This is a genomic window from Streptomyces sp. NRRL S-350, assembly GCF_000719705.1.
GTDB lineage: Bacteria > Actinomycetota > Actinomycetes > Streptomycetales > Streptomycetaceae > Kitasatospora.
Genome location: NZ_JOHO01000064.1, coordinates 1 through 19,483, shown reverse-complemented (window position 1 = coordinate 19,483; position 19,483 = coordinate 1). Strand labels below are relative to the sequence as shown.

Genomic DNA, 19,483 nt, shown 5'->3' with positions numbered 1-19,483 from the left:
TCGTACGAACCGGCGAATCACCCGAGCGAATCAACCGGGACGGCCGGGGGCGCCTCGGGTGCCGGTCCACGCGGGCGGGATCGACCGGCGCGGCCGCTCAGGCCTCGAAGGGCCGGGCCGGCCAGGGCGAGTCCGCCGGGCGCAGCGCGTCGAGCCCGTCGGGCCCGGTGAGCGCGGCGTGGACGGAGAGGACGCCGGTGATCAGGGTCGGGTTGTGCAGCTGCCCGGCCTGGATGCGCCGGATCAGGTCGGGCACCGGCACCCAGGCGACCTCGATCTCCTGTTCCTCGCCCTCGGCGGCGTAGCGATCGCCTTCGGCCGCCGAGAGGTCGGTCGCCAGGAACATCCGCAGCGCCTCGTCGGTGCCGCCGGGCGAGGTGTAGTAGTCGGCGAGGACGCGCCAGGTGCCGGCCTTGCAGTGCGCCTCCTCGTACAGCTCGCGCTGGGCGGCGTGCCACGGGTTCTCGCCGGGGACGTCGAGCAGTCCGGCAGGCAGCTCCCACAGTCGCTGGCGGACGGGGTGGCGGTACTGGCGCAGGACCAGCACCCGCTGCCGGTCGTCGAGTGCGAGCACCGAGACGGAGCCGGGGTGGGTCTGGTAGTCGCGGCGGGCCCAGCTGCCGTCGGGCATCTTGACCTCCTCGCTGCGCACGCCGGTGACCTTGCCCTGGAAGGGCGTTCGGCCGGCCCGGACCTCCCATTCCTCGGCCACGTCGGCGATCACCGGGTCGCTCTGCTCGTCCATCGATCTCCCCTTTTCGTCAGTACGACACAATCTAACGCCGGACGGCGGCCCCGCGGGAATCGCGGGGCCGCCGTCCGGTGAACGACCGAGGGTTACTCGGAGGCCGCGGTCTTGATGTCGATGGCGGCCTTGACCAGGCCCGCGAACAGCGGGTGCGGGCGGGTCGGGCGGGACTTCAGCTCCGGGTGGGCCTGGGTGGCCACCAGGTAGGGGTGCACCTCGCGCGGGTACTCGACGTACTCGACGAGGTCGCCCTTGGGCGAGAGGCCGGAGAACTGCAGGCCGGTCTTCTCCAGGTCCGCGCGGTAGGCGTTGTTGACCTCGTAGCGGTGGCGGTGGCGCTCCTCGACGTACTGCTCGCCGCCGTAGACCTCGCGGACGATCGAGCCCTCGGCGAGCTTGGCCGGGTAGAGGCCCAGGCGCATGGTGCCGCCGAGGTCGCCCTTGCCGTCGACGATGGCCAGCTGCTCGGCCATGGTGGAGACGACCGGGTGCTTGGCGGCGGCGTCGAACTCGGTGGAGTTGGCCTCGGGCAGGCCGGCCAGGTTGCGGGCGGCCTCGATGACCACGCACTGCAGGCCCAGGCACAGGCCCAGCAGCGGCACCTTGTTCTCGCGGGCGAAGGTGATGGCGCCGACCTTGCCGTTGACGCCGCGGTCGCCGAAGCCGCCGGGGATGCAGATCGCGTCCACGTCGCCGAGCTGCTCCCGGGCGCCCTCGGGCGTCTCGCAGTCGTCCGAGGTGACCCACTTGATCTCGACCCGGGCGTTGTTGGCGAAGCCGCCGGCGCGCAGCGCCTCGGTCACCGACAGGTAGGCGTCCGGGAGGTCGATGTACTTGCCGACGAGGGCGACCTTGACGATGTGCTGCGGCTCGTGGACGCGGCGCAGCAGGTCGTCCCAGGTGGTCCAGTCCACGTCGCGGAACGGCAGGTCCAGGCGGCGCACCACGTACGCGTCCAGGCCCTCGCCGTGCAGGACCTTCGGGATGTCGTAGATCGACTTGGCGTCGATGGCCGCGACCACGGCCTCCTCGTCCACGTCGCACATCAGCGAGATCTTGCGCTTGATCGCCTGCGGGACCTCGCGGTCGGCGCGCAGCACGATGGCGTCCGGCTGGATGCCGATGTTGCGCAGCGCGGCGACGGAGTGCTGGGTGGGCTTGGTCTTCAGCTCGCCGGAGGGGCCGATGTAGGGCAGCAGGGAGACGTGCACGAAGAACACGTTGTCCCGGCCGACCTCGTGGCGGACCTGGCGGACGGCCTCCAGGAACGGCAGCGACTCGATGTCGCCGACGGTCCCGCCGACCTCGGTGATCACCACGTCGACGTCCTCGGTCGCCATCCGGCGGATCCGGGACTTGATCTCGTTGGTGATGTGCGGGATGACCTGGACGGTGTCGCCCAGGTACTCGCCGCGGCGCTCCTTGGCGATGACGGTCGAGTACACCTGGCCGGTGGTGACGTTGGCCGAGCCGTGCAGGTTGGTGTCGAGGAACCGCTCGTAGTGGCCGATGTCCAGGTCGGTCTCGGCGCCGTCGTCGGTGACGAACACCTCACCGTGCTGGAACGGGTTCATGGTGCCCGGGTCCACGTTGAGGTACGGGTCGAGTTTCTGCATGGTGACGCGCAGGCCGCGGGCCTTGAGCAGGGCGCCGAGGCTGGAGGCGGTGAGCCCCTTGCCGAGCGAAGAGGCGACACCCCCGGTGACGAAGAGGTGCTTGGTCGTCACGGTTCGGCCGTTCGCTGCCTTGCCGGAATGGGGCTGTGCCAAGAGGGGGCTCCCGTGGGTCGCGTGTCGAAGGTGACGTGGGCGGGAAGCTCTCGGCTCGCCGGGCGACGGGAGGCCGGCTCGGTGCTCGGCGCTCGAAGGGTCGTCGGTTCGGCTGGTCCGGGGCGTTTGATCCCGCCGGTCCACGGGATACCAGGGTAACAGTGACCCGACCGGGACGCCGTTCGGGCCGCGCGCGGCGTGCCCGGGGCGCGCGCCCGGCGCACCACCGGCGCATCATCCGCCGCTTGAGTCACACCGGTCTCACCACCGGCCGGACCGGGCCAGTACGGGGTGTCCGGCCGGGCCATGCGGTCCCCTCCGGACAGGCCACCCGGAGGTGATCCTTCCGGACCATCCTTCGCCGGGCCCCCGCGATGCACGGCATTTCCGCCGAATTGCGGCGCCACACCGGGCTGCGCCCGCGTGCTTCGCCCCTTTCGTCCGTCGTAAGCTGCTCGGACGCATCGCCGACAGCACGAGCACGCGGAGGGCGTGGGAGGGTCAGGACGCTCCCGGTCCCCGATGCGCGACCGGACCTCCCCGTATTCCAGTTCCCCCCACCCACTCCGGGGCTCGACCGAGCCCCGTGCGGACACTCCAGCAAGGCCTGCCACCACCCCCCCGGCAGACCGGACGTCCCGGGGTGGACCTCCGGCCCCGCAGTCTCCGCTCGCTCCCTCCGCTCGCCGATGCCCTGACCACATTGCGAACTGGAGATCCACGTGGCCGGCCGTATCGAGGACTACGCACTCATCGGGGACATGCAGACCGCTGCCCTGGTCAGCAGGGACGGGGCGGTGGACTGGCTCTGCCTCCCCCGCTTCGACTCGCCGGCCGTGTTCGCCGGCCTGCTCGGCACCGATGAACACGGCTTCTGGCGGATCGGCCCGGCCGAAGCCGTCCTGACCGAGGTCCCCGCGCCCGCCGCCCCCGCCGCAGCCACGGCCCTCACCGCCGCGAGCCGGGCCCGCCTCACCGACACCGACGAGCTGCGCGTGCCCCCGCCCACCGCCTCCGCTCCCGCCGTGCCGGCCGACCGCCGCCGCTACCGCGGCGACTCGCTGATCCTGGAGCAGGAGTGGGACAGCCAGGGCGGCACCGTCCGCGTGATCGACTTCATGCCGCCGCGCCCGCTGGCCGGCAAGGACGCCGTCCCCCAGGTGATCCGGATCGTCGAGGGCGTGACCGGCACCGTCCGGATGCGCTCGGCGGTGCGGATGCGCTTCTCGTACGGCCGCATCGTGCCCTGGGTGCACCGCGTCGAGCAGGCCGACGGCCTCCACCGCACCGTCGCCGTCGCCGGGCCCGACTCGGTCTGGCTGGACGGCGAGGCCGACACCTACGGCCGCAACCTCACCACCTACGCCGACTTCACCGTGGCCGCCGGCGAACGGATCGCCTTCGCCCTCACCTGGCAGGCCTCCCACCTGGACCCGCCCACGGCCCCGGACGCCGAGGGGATGCTGGACGCGACCGCCGACTTCTGGCACGACTGGGCCGACCAGTGCACCTACCAGGGCCCCTACCGCGAGGCCGTGATCCGCTCGCTGATCACCCTCAAGGGCCTCACCTACGCCCCCACCGGCGGCATCGTCGCCGCCCCCACCACCTCGCTGCCCGAGGACATCGGCGGTGAGCGCAACTGGGACTACCGCTACACCTGGCTGCGCGACGCGGCCATCACGCTCTCCTCCCTGCTGCGCACCGGCTACCGCGACGAGGCCAAGGCCTGGCGCGAATGGCTGCTGCGCGCCGTGGCCGGCGACCCGGAGAACCTGCAGATCATGTACGGCATCGCGGGCGAGCGCGAGCTCACCGAGTCCTCGCTGGACTGGCTGCCCGGCTACGAGGGCTCGCAGCCCGTCCGGGTCGGCAACGGCGCCGCCGGCCAGCTGCAGCTCGACGTCTACGGCGAGGTCGTCGAGGCGCTGCACCTGGCCCACATGACCGGCCTGGTCCGCAACGACCACGCGCACCACCTGCAGCTCCGCCTGATCGAGTACCTGGAGGACCACTGGCAGGAGCCGGACGAGGGCATCTGGGAGGTCCGCGGCCCGCGCCGGCACTTCGTCCACTCCAAGGTGATGGCCTGGGTCGCCGTCGACCGCACCATCAAGCTGCTGGAGCAGACCCCCGAGGACGCCCCCACCGACGGCCACCTGGAGCGCTGGCGCGAGCTGCGCGACACCATCCACCGGGACGTCTGCGACCGGGGCTACGACCCGGAGCGCAACACCTTCACCCAGTACTACGGCGGCCGCGAGCTGGACGCCTCGCTGCTGCTCATCCCCCAGGTCGGGTTCCTGCCGCCGGACGACAAGCGGGTGATCGGCACCATCGAGGCGATCCAGCGCGAACTGTCCACGGAGGACGGCTTCGTCCTGCGCTACCCGACCCACGACGAGAGCGGCAACAACGTCGACGGCCTCTCCGGCCACGAGGGCGCCTTCCTGGCCTGCTCGTTCTGGCTGGCCGACGACCTCGCCATGATCGGCCGGGTGCAGGAGGCCCGCGACCTCTTCGACAAGCTGCTCTCGCTGCGCAACGACATCGGCCTGCTCGCCGAGGAGTGGGATCCGCGGCTCAAGCGCCAGGTCGGCAACTTCCCGCAGGCCTTCAGCCACGTCCCGCTGATCGACACCGCCCTGCGGCTGACGGCCTGCGGCGCCGCCTTCCTGTCCGCCCAGCCGGACGGCCTGGCCTCCGACCGGGTCGAGCAGGCGGCCGTCTGATCCCCGTCCGGCGGGCCGGGCGCACCCGGCCCGCCGGACGCGCTAGCCGCGTTGGACCAGCTCGTCGTACGTGCTGAGCACCTGGGCGACGGTGGCGGCCTCGTCCGGCCAGGTCTCGGCCTGCTGCCGGCCGGCCGCCACCAGCCGCTCCCGCCGGGCCGGGTCGGACAGCAGCTCGCGCACCGCGCCGCCGATCGCGGCCGGATCGCCGGAGGCCACCAGCACGGCGGCGTCGCCGACCAGTTCCGGGATGCCGCCGACGGCGGTGGCGACCACCGGCACGCCGGCCCGCATCGCCTCCTGCACCACCAGCGAACGGGCCTCCCAACGGCTGGGAACCACCACCACGTCGGCAGCGGCCAGCAGGTCGGGCACGTCGGTGCGGTGGCCGAGCAGCCGCACCGGCAGCTTCTCGGCGGCCACCCGCTCACGCAGCGCCGCCGCCTCCGGGCCGTCCCCGGCGAGCAGCACCAGTGGCTCCGGGTCCAGTGCGGACAGCTCGCGGGTGGCGTCCAGCAGCAGCCCGAAGGCCTTCTGCGGGACGAGTCGGCCGACCGCCAGCACCACCGGGCGGTCGGGGCCGTCGCCGAGCAGCGCGGCGCGCGCCTCGGCCCGGCCGAGTCGGCCCTCGGGAATCGGCGGGGCGGCCACCGGGCCCAGCCGGGCGTCGGTGGCGCCCAGTTCGCGGGCCCGGGCGACCAGGTCGGAGGAGGCGCCGAGGACGAGGTCGGCGGCGCGCGCCACCCGGCGCTCCATCAGGCGCTGCAGCCGGCGCTCCATACCGGTGGCCAGCAGGGCGTGGTGCGAGGTGACCACCAGCGGGGTCTCCGGGCGCAGGCCCGGGAAGCGGCCGGCGGTGCGCAGCGCGAGGTCGGAGAGCAGCCCGGCGCGCAGCCCGTGGGCGTGGACCACGTCGGCGCCGGTGAAGGCCCGGCGCAGTTCGCCGATCGCGGTGGCGTCGCTGCGGGCGCCCGCGGTGGGGGTGATGTCGACGGCGTGGACCCTGGCGCCCGTCCGGGAGAAGCCGAACAGCGCGTCCGTGCCGGCCGGTGCGCAGACCGTCACGGACACCCCGTGCGCGACCAGGCCCTGGGCCAGGGAGCGCACGTGCGCACCGATGCCGCCGGAACTGGCGGCCAGGACGAGCACCACGTGCAGCTGCCCCGGTTCCGGGGCGGCCGCGGTGGCCCGGGCGGCGGAATGGTCCACGTCGTCTCGCATCCGACTCGATCAGGTTCGCGCGCCGCTTCGCGAGGATTGCCCGCCTCGCGGCGCTCGGGGCTGGGAAGCCAGTGTCCAGCCGCCACCATGCCAGGTCGGCGGCCCTCTTGGACAGTCGGCGGCACCCGGGGCGCGTCGCCGAAGGTCCCCGGGGCCGCCGGTGCCGGCTAGCGGTGGCGGGGGGCCCGGGCCGCGGCCAGCAGCTCCTCGGCGTGGGCCCGGCCCAGCTCCGAGTCCTCCAGGCCGGCCAGCATCCGGGAGAGTTCCCGCACCCGTTCCTCGTCGTTCAGCACCTTGACGCCGCTGCGGGTCACGGTGCCGTCGCTGGTCTTCTCCACCACCAGGTGCCGGTCGGCGAACGCGGCCACCTGCGGGAGGTGGGTGACCACCACCACCTGGGCGGATTCGGCCAGTTTGGCCAGTCGGCGGCCGATCTCGACCGCGGCCTTGCCCCCGACGCCGGCGTCCACCTCGTCGAACAGGTAGGTCGGGACGGGGTCGGCGCCCGCGAAGACCACCTCGACGGCGAGCATCACCCGGGACAGCTCACCGCCGGAGGCGCCCTTGGCGATCGGGCGGGGCTGGGCGCCCGGGTGCGGGGCGAGCAGCACCTCGACCTCGTCCACGCCGTGCGGGCCGTAGGCGACGGTGCGGCCGTCGACCTCGATCCCGGACAGGTCGTCGACCTGGGTGATGGAGAAGGTCACCCGGGCGTGCGGCATGGCCAGTTCGGCGAGTTCGGCGGAGACGGCCTCGGCGAAGTGCCCGGCCGCGGCCCGCCGGGCGGCCGACACCTCCGCCGCGAGTTCGGCCAGCTCGGTCCGCAGCTCGGTCTCCCGGGCGCCCAGCTGGTCGATCCGGTCGTCGTCGCCGTCGAGTTCGGCGAGCCGCGCGGCCCCGGCCTCGGCCCACGCGAGCACCTCGGCGAGGGTGTTCTCCTCGCCGCCGTACTTGCGCAGCAGTTGGGCCAGGACGGCCCGGCGGTCCTCGACGGCGGCCAGGCGCACCGGGTCGGCGTCCAGGTCGTCCGCGTAGCCGGCCAGGTCTCCGGCCACGTCGGCGAGCAGGTAGCCGACCTCGTTCAGCCGGTCGGCGAGGGCGGCCAGGCGCTCGTCGTGGTGGCGCACGGCGTCCAGGGCGCGGCGGGACTGGGCGAGCAGGGTGCCGGCGTCCAGCGCCTCCGGGTCGGCCGGGTCGCCGGCCAGGGCGGCGTGCGCGAGGGTCGCGGCGGAGGACAGGGCGTCGGCGTGGCCGAGGCGTTCGGCCTCGGCGGAGAGCTCGACGTCCTCGCCGGCCGTCGGCTCCGCGGCGGCGATCTCGTCCAGGCCGAAGCGCAGCAGGTCGGCCTCCTGGGCGCGCTCGCGGGCCCGGGTGGTCAGCTCCTCCAGCGTCGCCGAGACCTCGCGCAGGGCGCGGTAGGTCTCGCGGTAGCGGGCCAGCGGTCCGGCCACCGCCTCGCCCGCGTACCGGTCCAGTGCGCCGCGCTGGCGGGCCGGGCGCAGCAGGCGCTGCTGGTCGGTCTGGCCGTGCACGGCGACCAGGTCCTCGCCGAGTTCGGCGAGCAGCCCGACCGGGACGGCCCGGCCGCCGACGTACGCGCGGGAGCGTCCCTCGGCGGAGACGGTCCGGCTGATCAGCAGGGCCCCGTCGTCCAGTTCGGCCCCGGCCTCGACGGCGCGGGCCGCCACCGGGGAGCCGGCGGGCAGTTCCAGCCGCCCCTCGACGACGGCCCGGCCGGTGCCGTTGCGCACCAGGCCCGGGTCGGCGCGGCCGCCGAGCAGCAGGCCGAGGCTGGTGACGACCATGGTCTTGCCGGCGCCGGTCTCACCCGTCACGGCGGTGAAGCCGGGGGCGAGTTCGACCACCGCGTCGTCGATGACCCCTAGATCCCGTATCCGCATCTCGTCCAACACGGAGACGACCTTACGAGGTTCCGCCCCCGGCGCGCGACGAGCGGCAACGGCGCGCGGCAACTCCGTGCCCGGAAGTTCATCCCTTCCGGGAGTTTCGCGCGGGCGTCGGCGCGGTGCACCAGGGCAGGAAGAACTGCACCAGCGGGCCGATGGCCAGCGCGTACGCGACGGTGCCGACCCCGGCGGTGCCGCCGAGCAGCAGCCCGGCGGCCAGCACCGTCACCTCCAGCCCGGTGCGGATCAGCCGCAGCGAGCGGCCGGTGCGCCGGTGCAGGCCGGTCATCAGTCCGTCGCGCGGGCCGGGGCCGAGGCGGGCGCCGATGTAGAGGCCGCTGGCCAGGCCGTTGAGCACGATCGCGGCGGCCGTCCCGGCGATCCGGACGGGCAGGGCCCCGAGGTCGCCGACGACCCGCAGGGTGAGGTCCATCGCGGCGCCGATCACCAGCACGTTGGCGACGGTGCCCAGGCCGGGGCGCTGGCGCAGCGGTATCCACAGCAGCAGGACCAGGGCGCCGCAGATGGTCACCCAGCTGCCGACTGAGAGGCCGATGCTGCGCTGCAGGCCCTGGTGCAGGACGTCCCACGGGTCCAGGCCGAGCCCGGAGCGGAGCATTAGCGCCATGCTCACGCCGTACAGGGCCAGGCCGACGAAGAGCTGGGGGATCCGGCGGCCGAGGCCGTGGGTGTCGCCGAGGAGCCGGCCCGCGAGCGTGGTCCGCGCCGAGGTCGGGGTGGTGACGGGGGTGCTGGTCGAGGCCGGCGTGCTCGTGCTCGTGGTCGTGGTCGTGGGGGTGGTCGTGGTGGCCACGGGTGCTCCTGCGGTGGGGCTGCACCTCCGGGCGGCCCGGCGGTGGCGGACGGTACGGCCGCCCTGCCATGATGGCGGGGCCAAAACTGCCCGCTCCAGGGCCAATCCCGAGCAAGTGGACTGATCGCCATGGCCGACTGGCACACCACCGTCACCCCGCCCGCGCTGGCCCGGCTGCTCGCCACCGCCCGGCTCCCCGAACCGGCCGCCGCCCGCCGCCCCGCCTACCGCACCCTCGCCGAGCAGATCCGGCTGCTGGTCACCGAGGGCCGGCTGCCGGTCGGCGCCCGCCTGCCCGCCGAGCGCGAACTGGCCGCCGCCCTGGAGCTGAGCCGCACCACCGTCGCCACCGCGTACGAGACGCTGCGCGGCGACGGCTACCTGCACAGCCGGCGCGGCGCGGGCAGCTGGACCGCCCTGCCCGAGGGCGCCCCGCCGCCCGGCGACGCCCTGCACCCCGTCCCGCCGGACGAGCAGGGCCGCACCCTGGACCTCGGCGTCGCCGCCCTGCCCGCCCCGCAGCCCTGGCTCGGCGACGCCGCCGCCCGGGCCGTCGAACAACTGCCCTGCTACGCCTCCGGGCACGGCCACTACCCCACCGGCGTCCCGGTGCTGCGCGAGGCCGTCGCCCGCCGCTACACCGAGCGCGGGCTGCCCACCACCCCCGACCAGATCCTGATCACCACCGGCGCGATGGGCGGCCTGCACCTGCTCCAGCGGGCGCTCGTCGGCCGCGGCGACCGGGTCGCCGTCGAGGCCCCCAGCTACGCGCACACCCTCCAGGCCCTGCGGCTCACCGGCGCGCGCCTGGTCCCGGTGCCGTACGCGTACCGCCCCGGGCCGACCGGCCTTGCGGCGCCCGAGGGAGGACCGTCGGCCCCGGAGCCGATCACCCGGAGGCGAGCCGACAAGTCACGGCTACCCGAGCCGCGGTGGGACCGGCAGGAGTGGCAGCGCGTGCTGCGCGGCGCCGCGCCCAGGCTCGCCTACGTGATCCCCGACTTCCACAACCCGACCGGCGTGCTGATCGACGAGGAGCAGCGCCGCGAGTTGCTGGCCGCCGCGCGGGCCGCCGGGAGCATCGTGCTGGTCGACGAGACCACTGCCGAACTCGGCTGGGGCGTACCGGAATCCACGCCGCTGCCGCGCCCGATGGCGGCGCTGGACCGGTCCGCCCAGGTGGTCACCGTCGGCTCGGCCGGCAAGCTGCTCTGGGGCGGACTGCGGATCGGCTGGGTCCGGGCCGCCCCCGCCCTGGTGCGACGGCTGGCGAGCGAGCGGGTCTACAGCGACGTCGGCACCCCGGTGCTGGACCAACTGATCGCCGCCGAACTGCTGGGCGCACCACTGCCCGCCGTACGGGCCCACCAGCTGGCCCGGCTCCGGGCCACCGCGCACGCCTTCGCCGCCGCACTGCCTGCGCACCTGCCCGGCTGGAGCTTCCCCATGCCGTCCGGCGGGCTCGCGCTCTGGGTGTCCACCGGCGGCCTGTCCGGTGCGGCTCTGGCCCACGTCGGCGAGCACGACGGGGTGCGGATCGCCTCGGGCAACCGGTTCGGCTCGGACGGCGCCTTCGAGCACCACATCCGGATACCGCTCACCGTGCCCGCCGCGACCGTCCCCGCCGCCGTCGAACGCCTCGCCGTGCTCGCCGCCCGCGCGGCGGCCGGCGGCCGACTCGGTCCGGCCGACGGGGCCCAGCCGCTGGCGGTCTGACGGGCGGCCGCCGACCCGGGGCCGCCCGTCGCTGCGCCGTGCGAACACCCTCGTGGCGGTCCGCGCCAGTGGCGGTCCGCGCTAGTGGTGGTCCGCCCGGCCGCGCCAACCCGTCACCGGCAGCGCGAACTTGGCCACCAGCCGGTCGGTGAACGGCGCCCGGTGCAGTCTGGCCAGCCGTACCGGGGTCCGGCCCCGGCGGACCTCCACCCGCGCCCCGGCGGGCAGTTCGACCGAGCGCCGCCCGTCGCACCAGAGCACGCCGTGGGGGGTCTTCGGCTGCACCTCGACGGCCAGCACCGACTCGGGCGACGTCACCAGCGGGCGGGCGAACAGGGCGTGTGCGGAGATCGGCACCATCAGCAGCGCCTCGACCTCCGGCCACACCACCGGCCCGCCGCCCGAGAACGCGTACGCGGTCGAGCCGGTCGGCGTCGCGCACACCACGCCGTCGCAGCCGAAGTTGGAGACCGGGCGGCCGTCCACCTCGGTCACCACCTCCAGCATCCGCTCCCGGGACGCCTTCTCGATCGACGCCTCGTTGAGCGCCCAGTCCTGGTGCACCACGTCGCCGTTGGTGCGGACGATGACGTCGAGCGTCATCCGCTCCTCGACCTCGTAGTCGGCGTCGACCACCCGCTCGACCACCACGGCCAGGTCGTCCCGCTCGGCCTCGGCGAGGAAGCCCACCCGGCCCAGGTTGATCCCGAGCATCGGCAGCCCGTGCGAGCGCGCCAGCTCCGCCCCGCGCAGCAGCGTGCCGTCCCCGCCGGCCACCAGGATCAGCTCGCAGCCGTCCGCCGCCCCGAGGCCCTCCGCCACCCTCTCGACGCCGTCGGGCAGGTCGAGGTCGGCTGCCTCGGCCTCCAGCAGTCTGATCCGCAGCCCCGCCTTCAGCAGCCCCTGCACCAGGGCCTCGACGCTGCGCAGCGCCGCCTCCCGGCCGGTGTGCGCGATCAGGAAGACCGTACGTGCTTCGTCGCTCATGCCGCTGCCCTCTCCCTAACGCCGGCCGGGTCGCCCTCCGCCCCGGTGCGGCCGCCATTCAGCATGACGGGCCGGACGTCCGCAGAGCACCCTACCGGGGCCCCTCCGCCACGGCCCGGTCCGCCTCCGCGGGGTCCAGCTGCGGGGCGTCCCGGCGCAGCCACAGGAAGTACTCCACGTTGCCGGACGGCCCCGGCAGGGGGCTCGCGGTCACCGCGCGCACGCCCAGTCCGAGTTCCCACGCCTGTCCGGCCACCTGGCGCACCATCTCGGCGCGCAGCTGCGGGCTGCGCACCACCCCGCCGCTGCCGAGGCGGTCCTTGCCGATCTCGAACTGCGGTTTGACCATCAGCACCAGGTCCGCGTCCTCGGCCGCGCAGGACGCGAGGGCCGGGAGCACCAGGCCCAGCGAGATGAACGACAGGTCGCCGACGACCAGGTCCACCGGCGTGCCGCCGATCAGGTCCCGGGTCAGCTCGCGCACGTTGGTGCGGTCCATCACGGTGACCCGGTCGTCGCTCTGCAGCGACCAGGCAAGCTGACCGTAGCCGACGTCCACCGCCAGCACGTGGGCCGCGCCGGCGCGCAGCAGCACGTCGGTGAAGCCGCCGGTGGACGCGCCCGCGTCCAGCGCCCGGCGGCCCTCGACCACCAAGCCCTGCGGCACGAAGGCCGCGAACGCCCCGGCGAGCTTGTGCCCGCCGCGCGAGACGTAGTCGGGGTCGTTCTCGTCCTTGGCCACCACGACCGCCGCCGAGGTCTCCACCTGGGTGGCCGGCTTGCTCGCGGTGGTGCCGCCGACGGTCACCCGGCCGGCCGCGATCAGCTCGGACGCGTGCTCGCGCGACCGGGCCAGCTTGCGGCGGACCAGCTCCGCGTCGAGTCGGCGTCGTGCCACTGCCACTGGTGTTTCAGCTCCTACGGTTCCTGCGGTTCCCACGGTCATTCCTGGTCGAGCGCGGCCAGCGCGTCGGCCAGCCGCTGGTGAACATCTTCGTACACCGCGACGTGCGCCTCGGCCGGCACCCCGTCCAGTGCCTCCAGCCGGGCCAGCCCGGCGTCCACCGCGGGGTGGCCGGTGGGGACCGGTTCGACGCCGAGCGGCCCCACCTGCGGGGCCGCCGCCTCCGGGGCCGACGAGGCCTCGTCGGGCGGAGCGGTCGGTTCACTCGTCCCGGACATCGGGCTTCTTCCTCGTACTGGTGGCCTTGCGGACGGTGGTCTTCCTGGTCGCCGTCCGCTTGGCCGGCGCCTTGGGCTGGTCGGCTGCCTGCTTCGCGGTGGCGGTCTTCTTGACCGTCGTCTTCTTGGCGGTCGTCTTCTTCGCAGCGGCCGGCTTCGGAGCGGCCGGCTTCGCAACGGTCGTCTTCTCAGCCGTCTTCCGGGCGGGCGTCTTCTTGGCGGGCGTCTTCTTGGCGGGTGCCTTCTTGGCCGCGGCCTTCTTCGCGGTCGGCCTCCCGGCCGTCGGCTCCTCCGCCGTCGGCTCCTCGGCCGCCTCCGTTTCCCCGCTCACGGCCGGGGAGACCGGGGAGACCGACGGGACCGGCGCGGCCGGAGCAACCGGAGGGTCGACCTCGACCGGCTCGTCCACCTCCACCCGCTCGGCGACTATCGGCTCCCCGGCCGTCCGGCCCGTCGAAGGCTCGTCCTCGAACTCCCAGCCGCGCCCGAACAGGTCGTCCGCCCGAGGTGCCGGCACCGGCTCGCGGGCGTCGTACGCACCCGGCCCGGTCTGCGCCGCCGGGGCCTCCTCCTCGACCTCGCGAAGCTTGGTCTCCAGGTAGGCCAGCACCACGCCGACCTTGGTGACCTGGTCGCCGACCCTCTCGAAGACCTTCTCCGCCTCGTTTCGGGCCACCCCGACCGCCAGGTCCACGCCCGCCCGCCCGGCGGTGAATGCCTCCTCGGCCATGGTCTGCAGCGTCTTCGCCGACGGCGGGAACTGCCCGCCCAGCCGGCGCTCGACCTCGGCGACGTCGACCCCGGCCTTCTCCAGGATCACGGCCGCCGTCCCGACGACCCGCTTGCCGACCTCCTCGACCACCCCGGCGGCGGTCTCCACCACTCCCCGAACCGTCCTCGGCAGCATCCGGGTGCCTCCCAATCGCCTACGCGCGTCGCTCCGTCGCCGTCAGTGCCCGGGCCGTGCCGGGCACCCACCGACGACGCTACCGCCAAAACCCGCCTGAGGTACCGTGGCCCGCAGTCAGCACCGCAGCGACCAGGGGATGGAGCAGCCGCCCATGGCGAACGCCGAGGAGTGCCGGGAGGCGCTGGAGCAGCTCAGCCGGAACATGGCGAAGTCCACCGGTGACGTCCGTACGGCCGCGGCCCTCGACCGCTCGGTCAGCTGCCGGATCACCGACCTCGACCTGACCTTCACCGGGCAGCTGCGGGACGGCCGGATCCAGGACCTGGTCGCCGCGCCGGGAGCGCCGACCGCGAAGGCGGAGATCCGGCTCGCCATGAGCAGCGACGACCTGGTCGCCCTGGTCGGCGGACGGCTGAACTTCGCGTCCGCCTGGGCGAGCGGCCGGATCCGGCTGGAGGCGGGCTTCCGCGACCTGCTGCGGCTGCGCACCCTGCTCTGAACCCGGCCGGCGCCCCTCGGTCGGTCAGAAGCCCAGCTCGGCGAGCGCCTTCCGACCGTCCACCGGCGAGCCGTCGGCGTCCTGCGCCGTCCACGCCGCCGCGCACAGCGCCCGCAGGCCGTCCCAGCCGTCGCCGGCACCCGTGAGCCGCAGCACGCCGCCCTCGGCCCGCGCCGTCCAGCCTCCGCACGCGAAGCCGTCGCCTTCGGCCGTCACCGCCGCCTGCGGCACCAGTAGTCCGCGCAGGTCGGCGGCCAGGTAGGTCGGCCGGTGCTGGACCGGGGCCGCCAGGAGCAGCTCCGGGGTGGTCACGCCGGTGAAGACCAGCAGGCTGTCCACCCCGCCGTTGAAGGCGCCCTCGATGTCGGTGTCCAGCCGGTCCCCGACCACCAGCGGCCGCTTGGCGCCGGTGCGCAGCACGGTCTCGCGGTGCATCGGCGGCAGCGGCTTGCCCGCCACCTCGGGTTCCACGCCGGTGGCCGCCCGCACCGCCGCGACCAGGGTGCCGTTGCCGGGCGCGATGCCGCGCGACCGCGGCACCGTCAGGTCCAGGTTGGACGCCACCCACGGCAGCCCGGCCTGCACGGCGTACGAGGCCTCCGCGAGGTCCGCCCAGCCCACCGACGGGTCGAAGCCCTGGACCACCGCGGCCGGTTCGTCGGCGAGCGAGCGGACCGCGACCAGACCCCGTTCGGCCAGCGCCTCCTCCAGCCCGAGGCCGCCCACGACCAGCACCTTCGCCCCGGCCGGCACCTTCTCGGCGACGACCCGGGCGGCCGCCTGGGCGGAGTTGACCACATCCGTCGGCTCGGCCGGCACACCCAGCTCGGTCAGGTGCTCGGCCACCACGCGCGGCGGACGCGAGGCGTTGTTGGTCACGTACGCGAGCCGCATCCCGGCCGTCCGAGCGGCCTCCAGCGAGGCCACCGCGTGGTCGATCGCGTGGTCGCCCGCGTAGACCACGCCGTCCAGGTCCAGCAGCGCGGTGTCGTACGCCTCGGTCAGCGGACGCTCGCTGCCGCCGGGGGCGGTCCGTCGCACGGGGGTGGCCGTCTCGGTCATGGCTGAGCTACCTCATTCACTACGTCGTCCGTCAGGTCGTTCACCGGCGTGCCGCACCGCGGGGTGCGGCCGGGCCGTCGGCCGGTCAGGCGTCGCCGTCGGCGCCGTCCGGCTCTCCCCCGGCCGGGTCCGCGGCACCCGCCGCGCCCGCCGCACCGGGCAGGGGCTCGGCACCGGGCGGGGGCGCCAGGTACCCGGGCGCCCCGGGCAGCAGCGGGCCGTACGCCCCGGCGCGCGCCGCCAGCGTCGCCCGGGTCTGCCGCAGCGCCTCCCGGTAGTGGTCGGTCCCCGGCCGCATCGCCACGGCCAGCGCCAGGTGCTCGGCGGACGTCTCGAAGTCGCCCAGCCGGGCCGCCGCGACCCCCCACCCGAACTGAGCGTAGTCGTCCGCCGGATCCGCCAGCGCCACGGCCCGGAAGTTCTCCAGCGCCGCCGCGTACGAACCGGCGTCGAACTGCGCCCGGGCCAGCGCCTCCCGGATGCTGCGCGAGTGCGGCTCGGCGGCCGCCGCCCGGGACAGCAACTGCTCGGCAGCGGCCGGATGCCCCTGCGCCAGCAACTGCGCGCCCCGGCGGAACCAGTCGTACACCTCCCCCGCGGGCTCCCCGGACCGGCTCTGCGCCGGGATCCCGCCGGCCGGTGCGCCGCCGGTGGCAGCGGCCGGCCCGCCCGACCCGCCCGGGGCACCGCCCTCCACCCGTTCCTGCCCGTCGTCCATGCCGTACCTCGCCCTCGGTCGCCCACCCGCCCCACGAGACGGCACGGGTGTTCCGATCTCTCAACAACGCGTACCCGGTTACGATGCCCAGAATGAGCACACCCAGTGCAGAAGACGGAGTCGAGACTCCCGAGGGCGGCCCCGGCGATCCCGGGCACGTCGCCACCGCCGGCCTGTCCCTGTCCCCCTTCCGCGGCCTGCGCTACGTCCCCGACCGGGTCGGCGCCCTGGCCGCGGTGATGTCCCCGCCGTACGACGTCGTCGACCCGGGCCGCCGACTCGACCTGGAGACCGGCGATCCGCACAACGTGGTCCGGCTGATCCTGCCCCGGCCCGAGCCCGAGGACGCCGGCGACCGCCCCGACCGCGACACCCGGTACCGGCACGCCGCCCGTCTTCTGGCCGCCTGGCAGCGCGAGGGGATCCTCGCCGCCGACCCGGACCCGGCCATCTACGTCTACGAGCAGCGGGTGCCCGCCACCGCCGACTCCCCCGAGCTGGTGCAGCGCGGCCTGATCGGCGCCCTCGCGGTCAGCGGCAGCGAGACCGGCGTCGTCCTCCCCCACGAGGACGTGATGCCGCGGCCGGTCGCCGACCGGGTCGGCCTGATGCGCACCACCCGGGCCAACCTGGAACCCCTGCTGCTCACCTACCGCGGCAACGGCGGCGCCTCCGGCGTGATCGAGCGGACAGTCGAGGGCGAGCCCCTGCTCTCCACCGCCACCAGCGACGGCACCCACCACCGGCTGTGGGCCGTCACCGACCCGGCCGACATCGCCGAGATCGGCCGCGACCTCGCCACCTGCCGGGCACTGATCGCCGACGGCCACCACCGCTGGGAGATGTACCTGCGCCTCCAGCGCGAGCACCGCCACCTGCCGCGCAGCCCGTGGGACCGCGGCATGGTGCTCCTGGTGGACACCGCCCGCTACCCGCTGCGGGTCCGCGCCATCCACCGCGTGCTCTACCGGCTGCCGGTCGCCGCGGCGCTGGAGAAGCTCGGCGACCGCTGGAAGGTCAAGGAGGTCCCCGGGCCGCTGCCCGCCGCCCTCCAGGCGCTCGCCGAGCAGAAGCGGCACGGCGGCAACGGCTTCGTCCTGACCGGCGGCGACGGCGCCTACTGGCTGGTCGGAGAGCCCGACGAGGCCCTGCTGGACGCGACCGTGCCGCACGACCGGCCCGAGGAGTGGCGCCACCTGGACGCCACCGTCCTGCACGCCACCCTGCTCGACCACACCTGGCGCGTCCCCGACGGCCCGGACGACATCGGCTACCTGCACACCGCCGCGGCCGCCGAACGGGAGGCGGCCCGCGCCGGCGGCACCGCCGTCCTGCTGCACCCGGTCCGGGAGAGCGTGGTCCGGCGGCTGGCCGAACAGGGCGTCACGATGCCCCGCAAGTCCACCTCCTTCGGACCGAAGCCGGCCACCGGGCTGGTGCTGCGCAACCTCGCGCTGGGCTGACCCACCACCGGCCCGGACGCCGTGAGGCCCTGCCGTTCCCGGACTTCCGGGGGAACGGCAGGGCCTCACGGCGTTGCGGTCGCTCAGCTCCTGGCGTCGTCGGCCTCGGCCTGGTCGGCCTTGCCGCCCTTGTCCGCCTCGGCCTCGGCGTCGTCCTGGGAACGGCCGGGCACCACGCCGTCGAACTCCTCGTCGATCTCGAGGTCGTCCTCGTCGTAGTACTCCTCGACGTCCTCCTCGTCCTCGAAGATCACACGGTCGTCGGAGACGTCGCCGCCGCGCTTCTTCGCCGGCGCCTCGGCCTGGTCGGCCTCCTCCTCGGCAGCCTCCGGGTCGAGCGCGTCGGTGAACTCCACGCCGTCGATCTCGGCGAGCCGCTCCGAGGCGTTGGTGGTGCCGTCGGTGTCGGCCTCGGCCGCCTTCGCGAACCAGTCACGGGCCTCGTCGCCACGGCCGGCCGCGATCAGCGCCTCGGCGTAGGCGTACCGCAGCCGCGCCGTCCACGAATGCACGGTGCTGGAGGCCAGCTCCGGGCTCTGCAGGGTCACCACGGCGGCGTCGAACTGCTCCATGTCGGTGCGGGCACCGGCCGCCACCAGGCGCATCTCCACCTGGCCGGCCTTGTCCAGCTGCTTCACCTCGGGCTCACCGGCCATCGCCAGCGCCCGCTCCGGACGGCCCAGACCGCGCTCGCAGTCCGCCATCACCGGCCACAGGTCCGCCCGGCCGGTCATCCGGCGCGCGGCACGGAACTCGGTCAGCGCCTCCGAGTAACGCTGCGTCATGTAGGAGGCGAAACCGGCCGCCTCACGGACGGCGGGCACGCGGGAGGCCAGACGGAGCGCGACGCGCGAGTACTGGTAGGCCTCCTCCGGCTCGCTGTCGAGCAGGCGGGCCACCATCACCAGGTTGCGCGCGACATCGTCCGCGAGGGTCTTGGGCAGGCTCTTGAGCTCCTGGCGCACGTCCGCGTCGATCTCGAAGCCGGTGACGTCCTCCGGGATCGGCAGACGCTTGACGGGCTCGTAGTTGCCACGGCGGTCGTCGTAGTCGCGACGGCCGCGGTCGTCGTCGCGGCGGTCGTCACGGCGGAACCCGCCACGGTCGCCGCCACCCTGCCGGTCGTCGCGACGGAAGCCGCCACGGTCGCCGCTCGGGCGGTCGTCACGACGGAAACCGCCGCCGGAGGGGCGGTCACCGCGGTCACGGTTGAAACCGCCGCCGGCGGGGCGGTCGTCACGACGGAAACCACCACGGTCACCACCGCGGTCGTCACGGTCACGGCCATAGCCACCGCCGGACGGGCGGTCGTCACGACGCGGACGGTCGTCACGGTCATCACGACGGAAGCCGCTCGGGCGGTCGTCACGACGGAAGCCACCGCCCGTGGGGCGGTCACCGCGGTCGCGGTTGAAGCCACCACCGGACGGACGGTCGTCACGACGGAAACCACCACGGTCACCACCGCGGTCATCGCGGTCACGGTTGAAACCGCCGCCGGCGGGGCGGTCGTCACGACGGAAGCCACCGCCGGTGGGGCGGTCGCCGCGGTCGCGGTTGAAACCGCCACCGGACGGACGGTCGTCACGACGGAAACCACCGCCGGAGGGGCGGTCGCCGCGATCGCGGTTGAAGCCACCACCGGACGGACGGTCATCACGACGGAAACCACCACGGTCACCACCGCGGTCGTCACGGTCACGGCCATAGCCGCCACCGGACGGGCGGTCGTCACGACGCGGACGGTCGTCACGG

General features: G+C 74.7%; 16 protein-coding genes and 1 pseudogene. 4 read left to right on the top strand and 13 right to left on the bottom strand.

The window, feature by feature from the left end; translation table 11 throughout:
- Positions 1–97: 97 nt before the first annotated feature.
- Together IF30_RS0134355 and IF30_RS0134350 are read right to left on the bottom strand one after the other, a co-directional pair.
- Complete coding sequence (locus IF30_RS0134355; protein WP_030245863.1) at positions 98–745, bottom strand: NUDIX domain-containing protein; 648 nt, start codon at positions 743–745, stop codon at positions 98–100.
- Positions 746–837: 92 nt separating this feature from the next.
- On the bottom strand, positions 838–2,475 hold the full coding sequence (locus tag IF30_RS0134350; RefSeq protein WP_030245860.1) for a CTP synthase: 1,638 nt from the start codon (positions 2,473–2,475) through the stop codon (positions 838–840).
- A 764-nt stretch (positions 2,476–3,239) separates the two neighbouring features.
- Here IF30_RS0134350 and IF30_RS0134345 point away from each other — a divergent pair.
- Entirely contained in the window at positions 3,240–5,249 is a 2,010-nt protein-coding gene (locus IF30_RS0134345; RefSeq protein WP_051711817.1) for a glycoside hydrolase family 15 protein, read from the top strand.
- A 42-nt stretch (positions 5,250–5,291) separates the two neighbouring features.
- Here IF30_RS0134345 and IF30_RS0134340 read toward each other — a convergent pair whose 3' ends face one another.
- From IF30_RS0134340 to IF30_RS42405, 3 genes are all read right to left on the bottom strand, one after another.
- Positions 5,292–6,470, bottom strand: coding sequence for a glycosyltransferase family 4 protein (locus IF30_RS0134340; RefSeq protein WP_051711814.1), 1,179 nt, complete (start codon positions 6,468–6,470; stop codon positions 5,292–5,294).
- A 167-nt stretch (positions 6,471–6,637) separates the two neighbouring features.
- A complete protein-coding gene (gene recN / locus IF30_RS0134335) occupies positions 6,638–8,371 on the bottom strand; it encodes a DNA repair protein RecN (RefSeq protein ID WP_030245855.1) in 1,734 nt (577 codons plus the stop codon).
- Between the two features lie 88 nt (positions 8,372–8,459).
- A complete protein-coding gene (locus IF30_RS42405) occupies positions 8,460–9,047 on the bottom strand; it encodes a YczE/YyaS/YitT family protein (protein ID WP_234322950.1) in 588 nt (195 codons plus the stop codon).
- Positions 9,048–9,320: 273 nt separating this feature from the next.
- On the opposite strand from IF30_RS42405, the gene IF30_RS0134325 reads away from it, so the two are divergent.
- The gene (locus tag IF30_RS0134325; protein ID WP_051711810.1) at positions 9,321–10,907 is read left to right on the top strand and encodes a PLP-dependent aminotransferase family protein; all 1,587 of its coding nucleotides are present in this window, start codon (positions 9,321–9,323) and stop codon (positions 10,905–10,907) included.
- 81 nt (positions 10,908–10,988) lie between these two features.
- Here IF30_RS0134325 and IF30_RS0134320 read toward each other — a convergent pair whose 3' ends face one another.
- The 4 genes from IF30_RS0134320 to IF30_RS44165 form a co-directional block, all read right to left on the bottom strand.
- On the bottom strand, positions 10,989–11,894 hold the full coding sequence (locus tag IF30_RS0134320) for an NAD kinase (protein ID WP_030245848.1): 906 nt from the start codon (positions 11,892–11,894) through the stop codon (positions 10,989–10,991).
- Between the two features lie 91 nt (positions 11,895–11,985).
- Positions 11,986–12,840 (bottom strand): TlyA family RNA methyltransferase, encoded by an 855-nt coding sequence (locus IF30_RS0134315; protein WP_051711808.1) that lies wholly within the window; start codon positions 12,838–12,840, stop codon positions 11,986–11,988.
- Positions 12,837–13,076, bottom strand: coding sequence for a hypothetical protein (locus IF30_RS0134310; protein WP_051711806.1), 240 nt, complete (start codon positions 13,074–13,076; stop codon positions 12,837–12,839). The genes IF30_RS0134315 and IF30_RS0134310 overlap by 4 nt, the downstream gene beginning before the upstream one ends.
- Positions 13,060–13,959 carry a hypothetical protein gene (locus tag IF30_RS44165; protein ID WP_051711804.1) on the bottom strand — a complete coding sequence of 300 codons (900 nt, stop codon included), beginning with the start codon at positions 13,957–13,959 and terminating at the stop codon, positions 13,060–13,062. Before IF30_RS44165 ends, IF30_RS0134310 begins: the two co-directional genes overlap by 17 nt.
- A gap of 178 nt (positions 13,960–14,137) precedes the next feature.
- Between IF30_RS44165 and IF30_RS0134300 the strand changes: the two genes are divergently transcribed.
- Positions 14,138–14,485, top strand: a complete 348-nt coding sequence (locus IF30_RS0134300; RefSeq protein ID WP_030245841.1) for an SCP2 sterol-binding domain-containing protein — start codon at positions 14,138–14,140, stop codon at positions 14,483–14,485.
- A gap of 24 nt (positions 14,486–14,509) precedes the next feature.
- On the opposite strand, the gene IF30_RS0134295 is transcribed toward IF30_RS0134300, so the two are convergent.
- Positions 14,510–15,547, bottom strand: a complete 1,038-nt coding sequence (locus tag IF30_RS0134295; RefSeq protein ID WP_030245840.1) for an HAD-IIA family hydrolase — start codon at positions 15,545–15,547, stop codon at positions 14,510–14,512.
- An 85-nt stretch (positions 15,548–15,632) separates the two neighbouring features.
- Positions 15,633–16,265 carry a tetratricopeptide repeat protein gene (locus IF30_RS0134290; RefSeq protein WP_078891934.1) on the bottom strand — a complete coding sequence of 211 codons (633 nt, stop codon included), beginning with the start codon at positions 16,263–16,265 and terminating at the stop codon, positions 15,633–15,635.
- Between the two features lie 92 nt (positions 16,266–16,357).
- Between IF30_RS0134290 and IF30_RS0134285 the strand changes: the two genes are divergently transcribed.
- Positions 16,358–17,728, top strand: coding sequence for a DUF1015 family protein (locus IF30_RS0134285; RefSeq protein WP_078891933.1), 1,371 nt, complete (start codon positions 16,358–16,360; stop codon positions 17,726–17,728).
- 83 nt (positions 17,729–17,811) lie between these two features.
- On the opposite strand, the gene IF30_RS49900 is transcribed toward IF30_RS0134285, so the two are convergent.
- Positions 17,812–18,693, bottom strand: coding sequence for a tetratricopeptide repeat protein (locus IF30_RS49900; protein ID WP_037902080.1), 882 nt, complete (start codon positions 18,691–18,693; stop codon positions 17,812–17,814).
- Between the two features lie 84 nt (positions 18,694–18,777).
- Positions 18,778–19,483 (bottom strand): annotated as a pseudogene (locus IF30_RS0134275) (tetratricopeptide repeat protein); the annotation flags it as partial.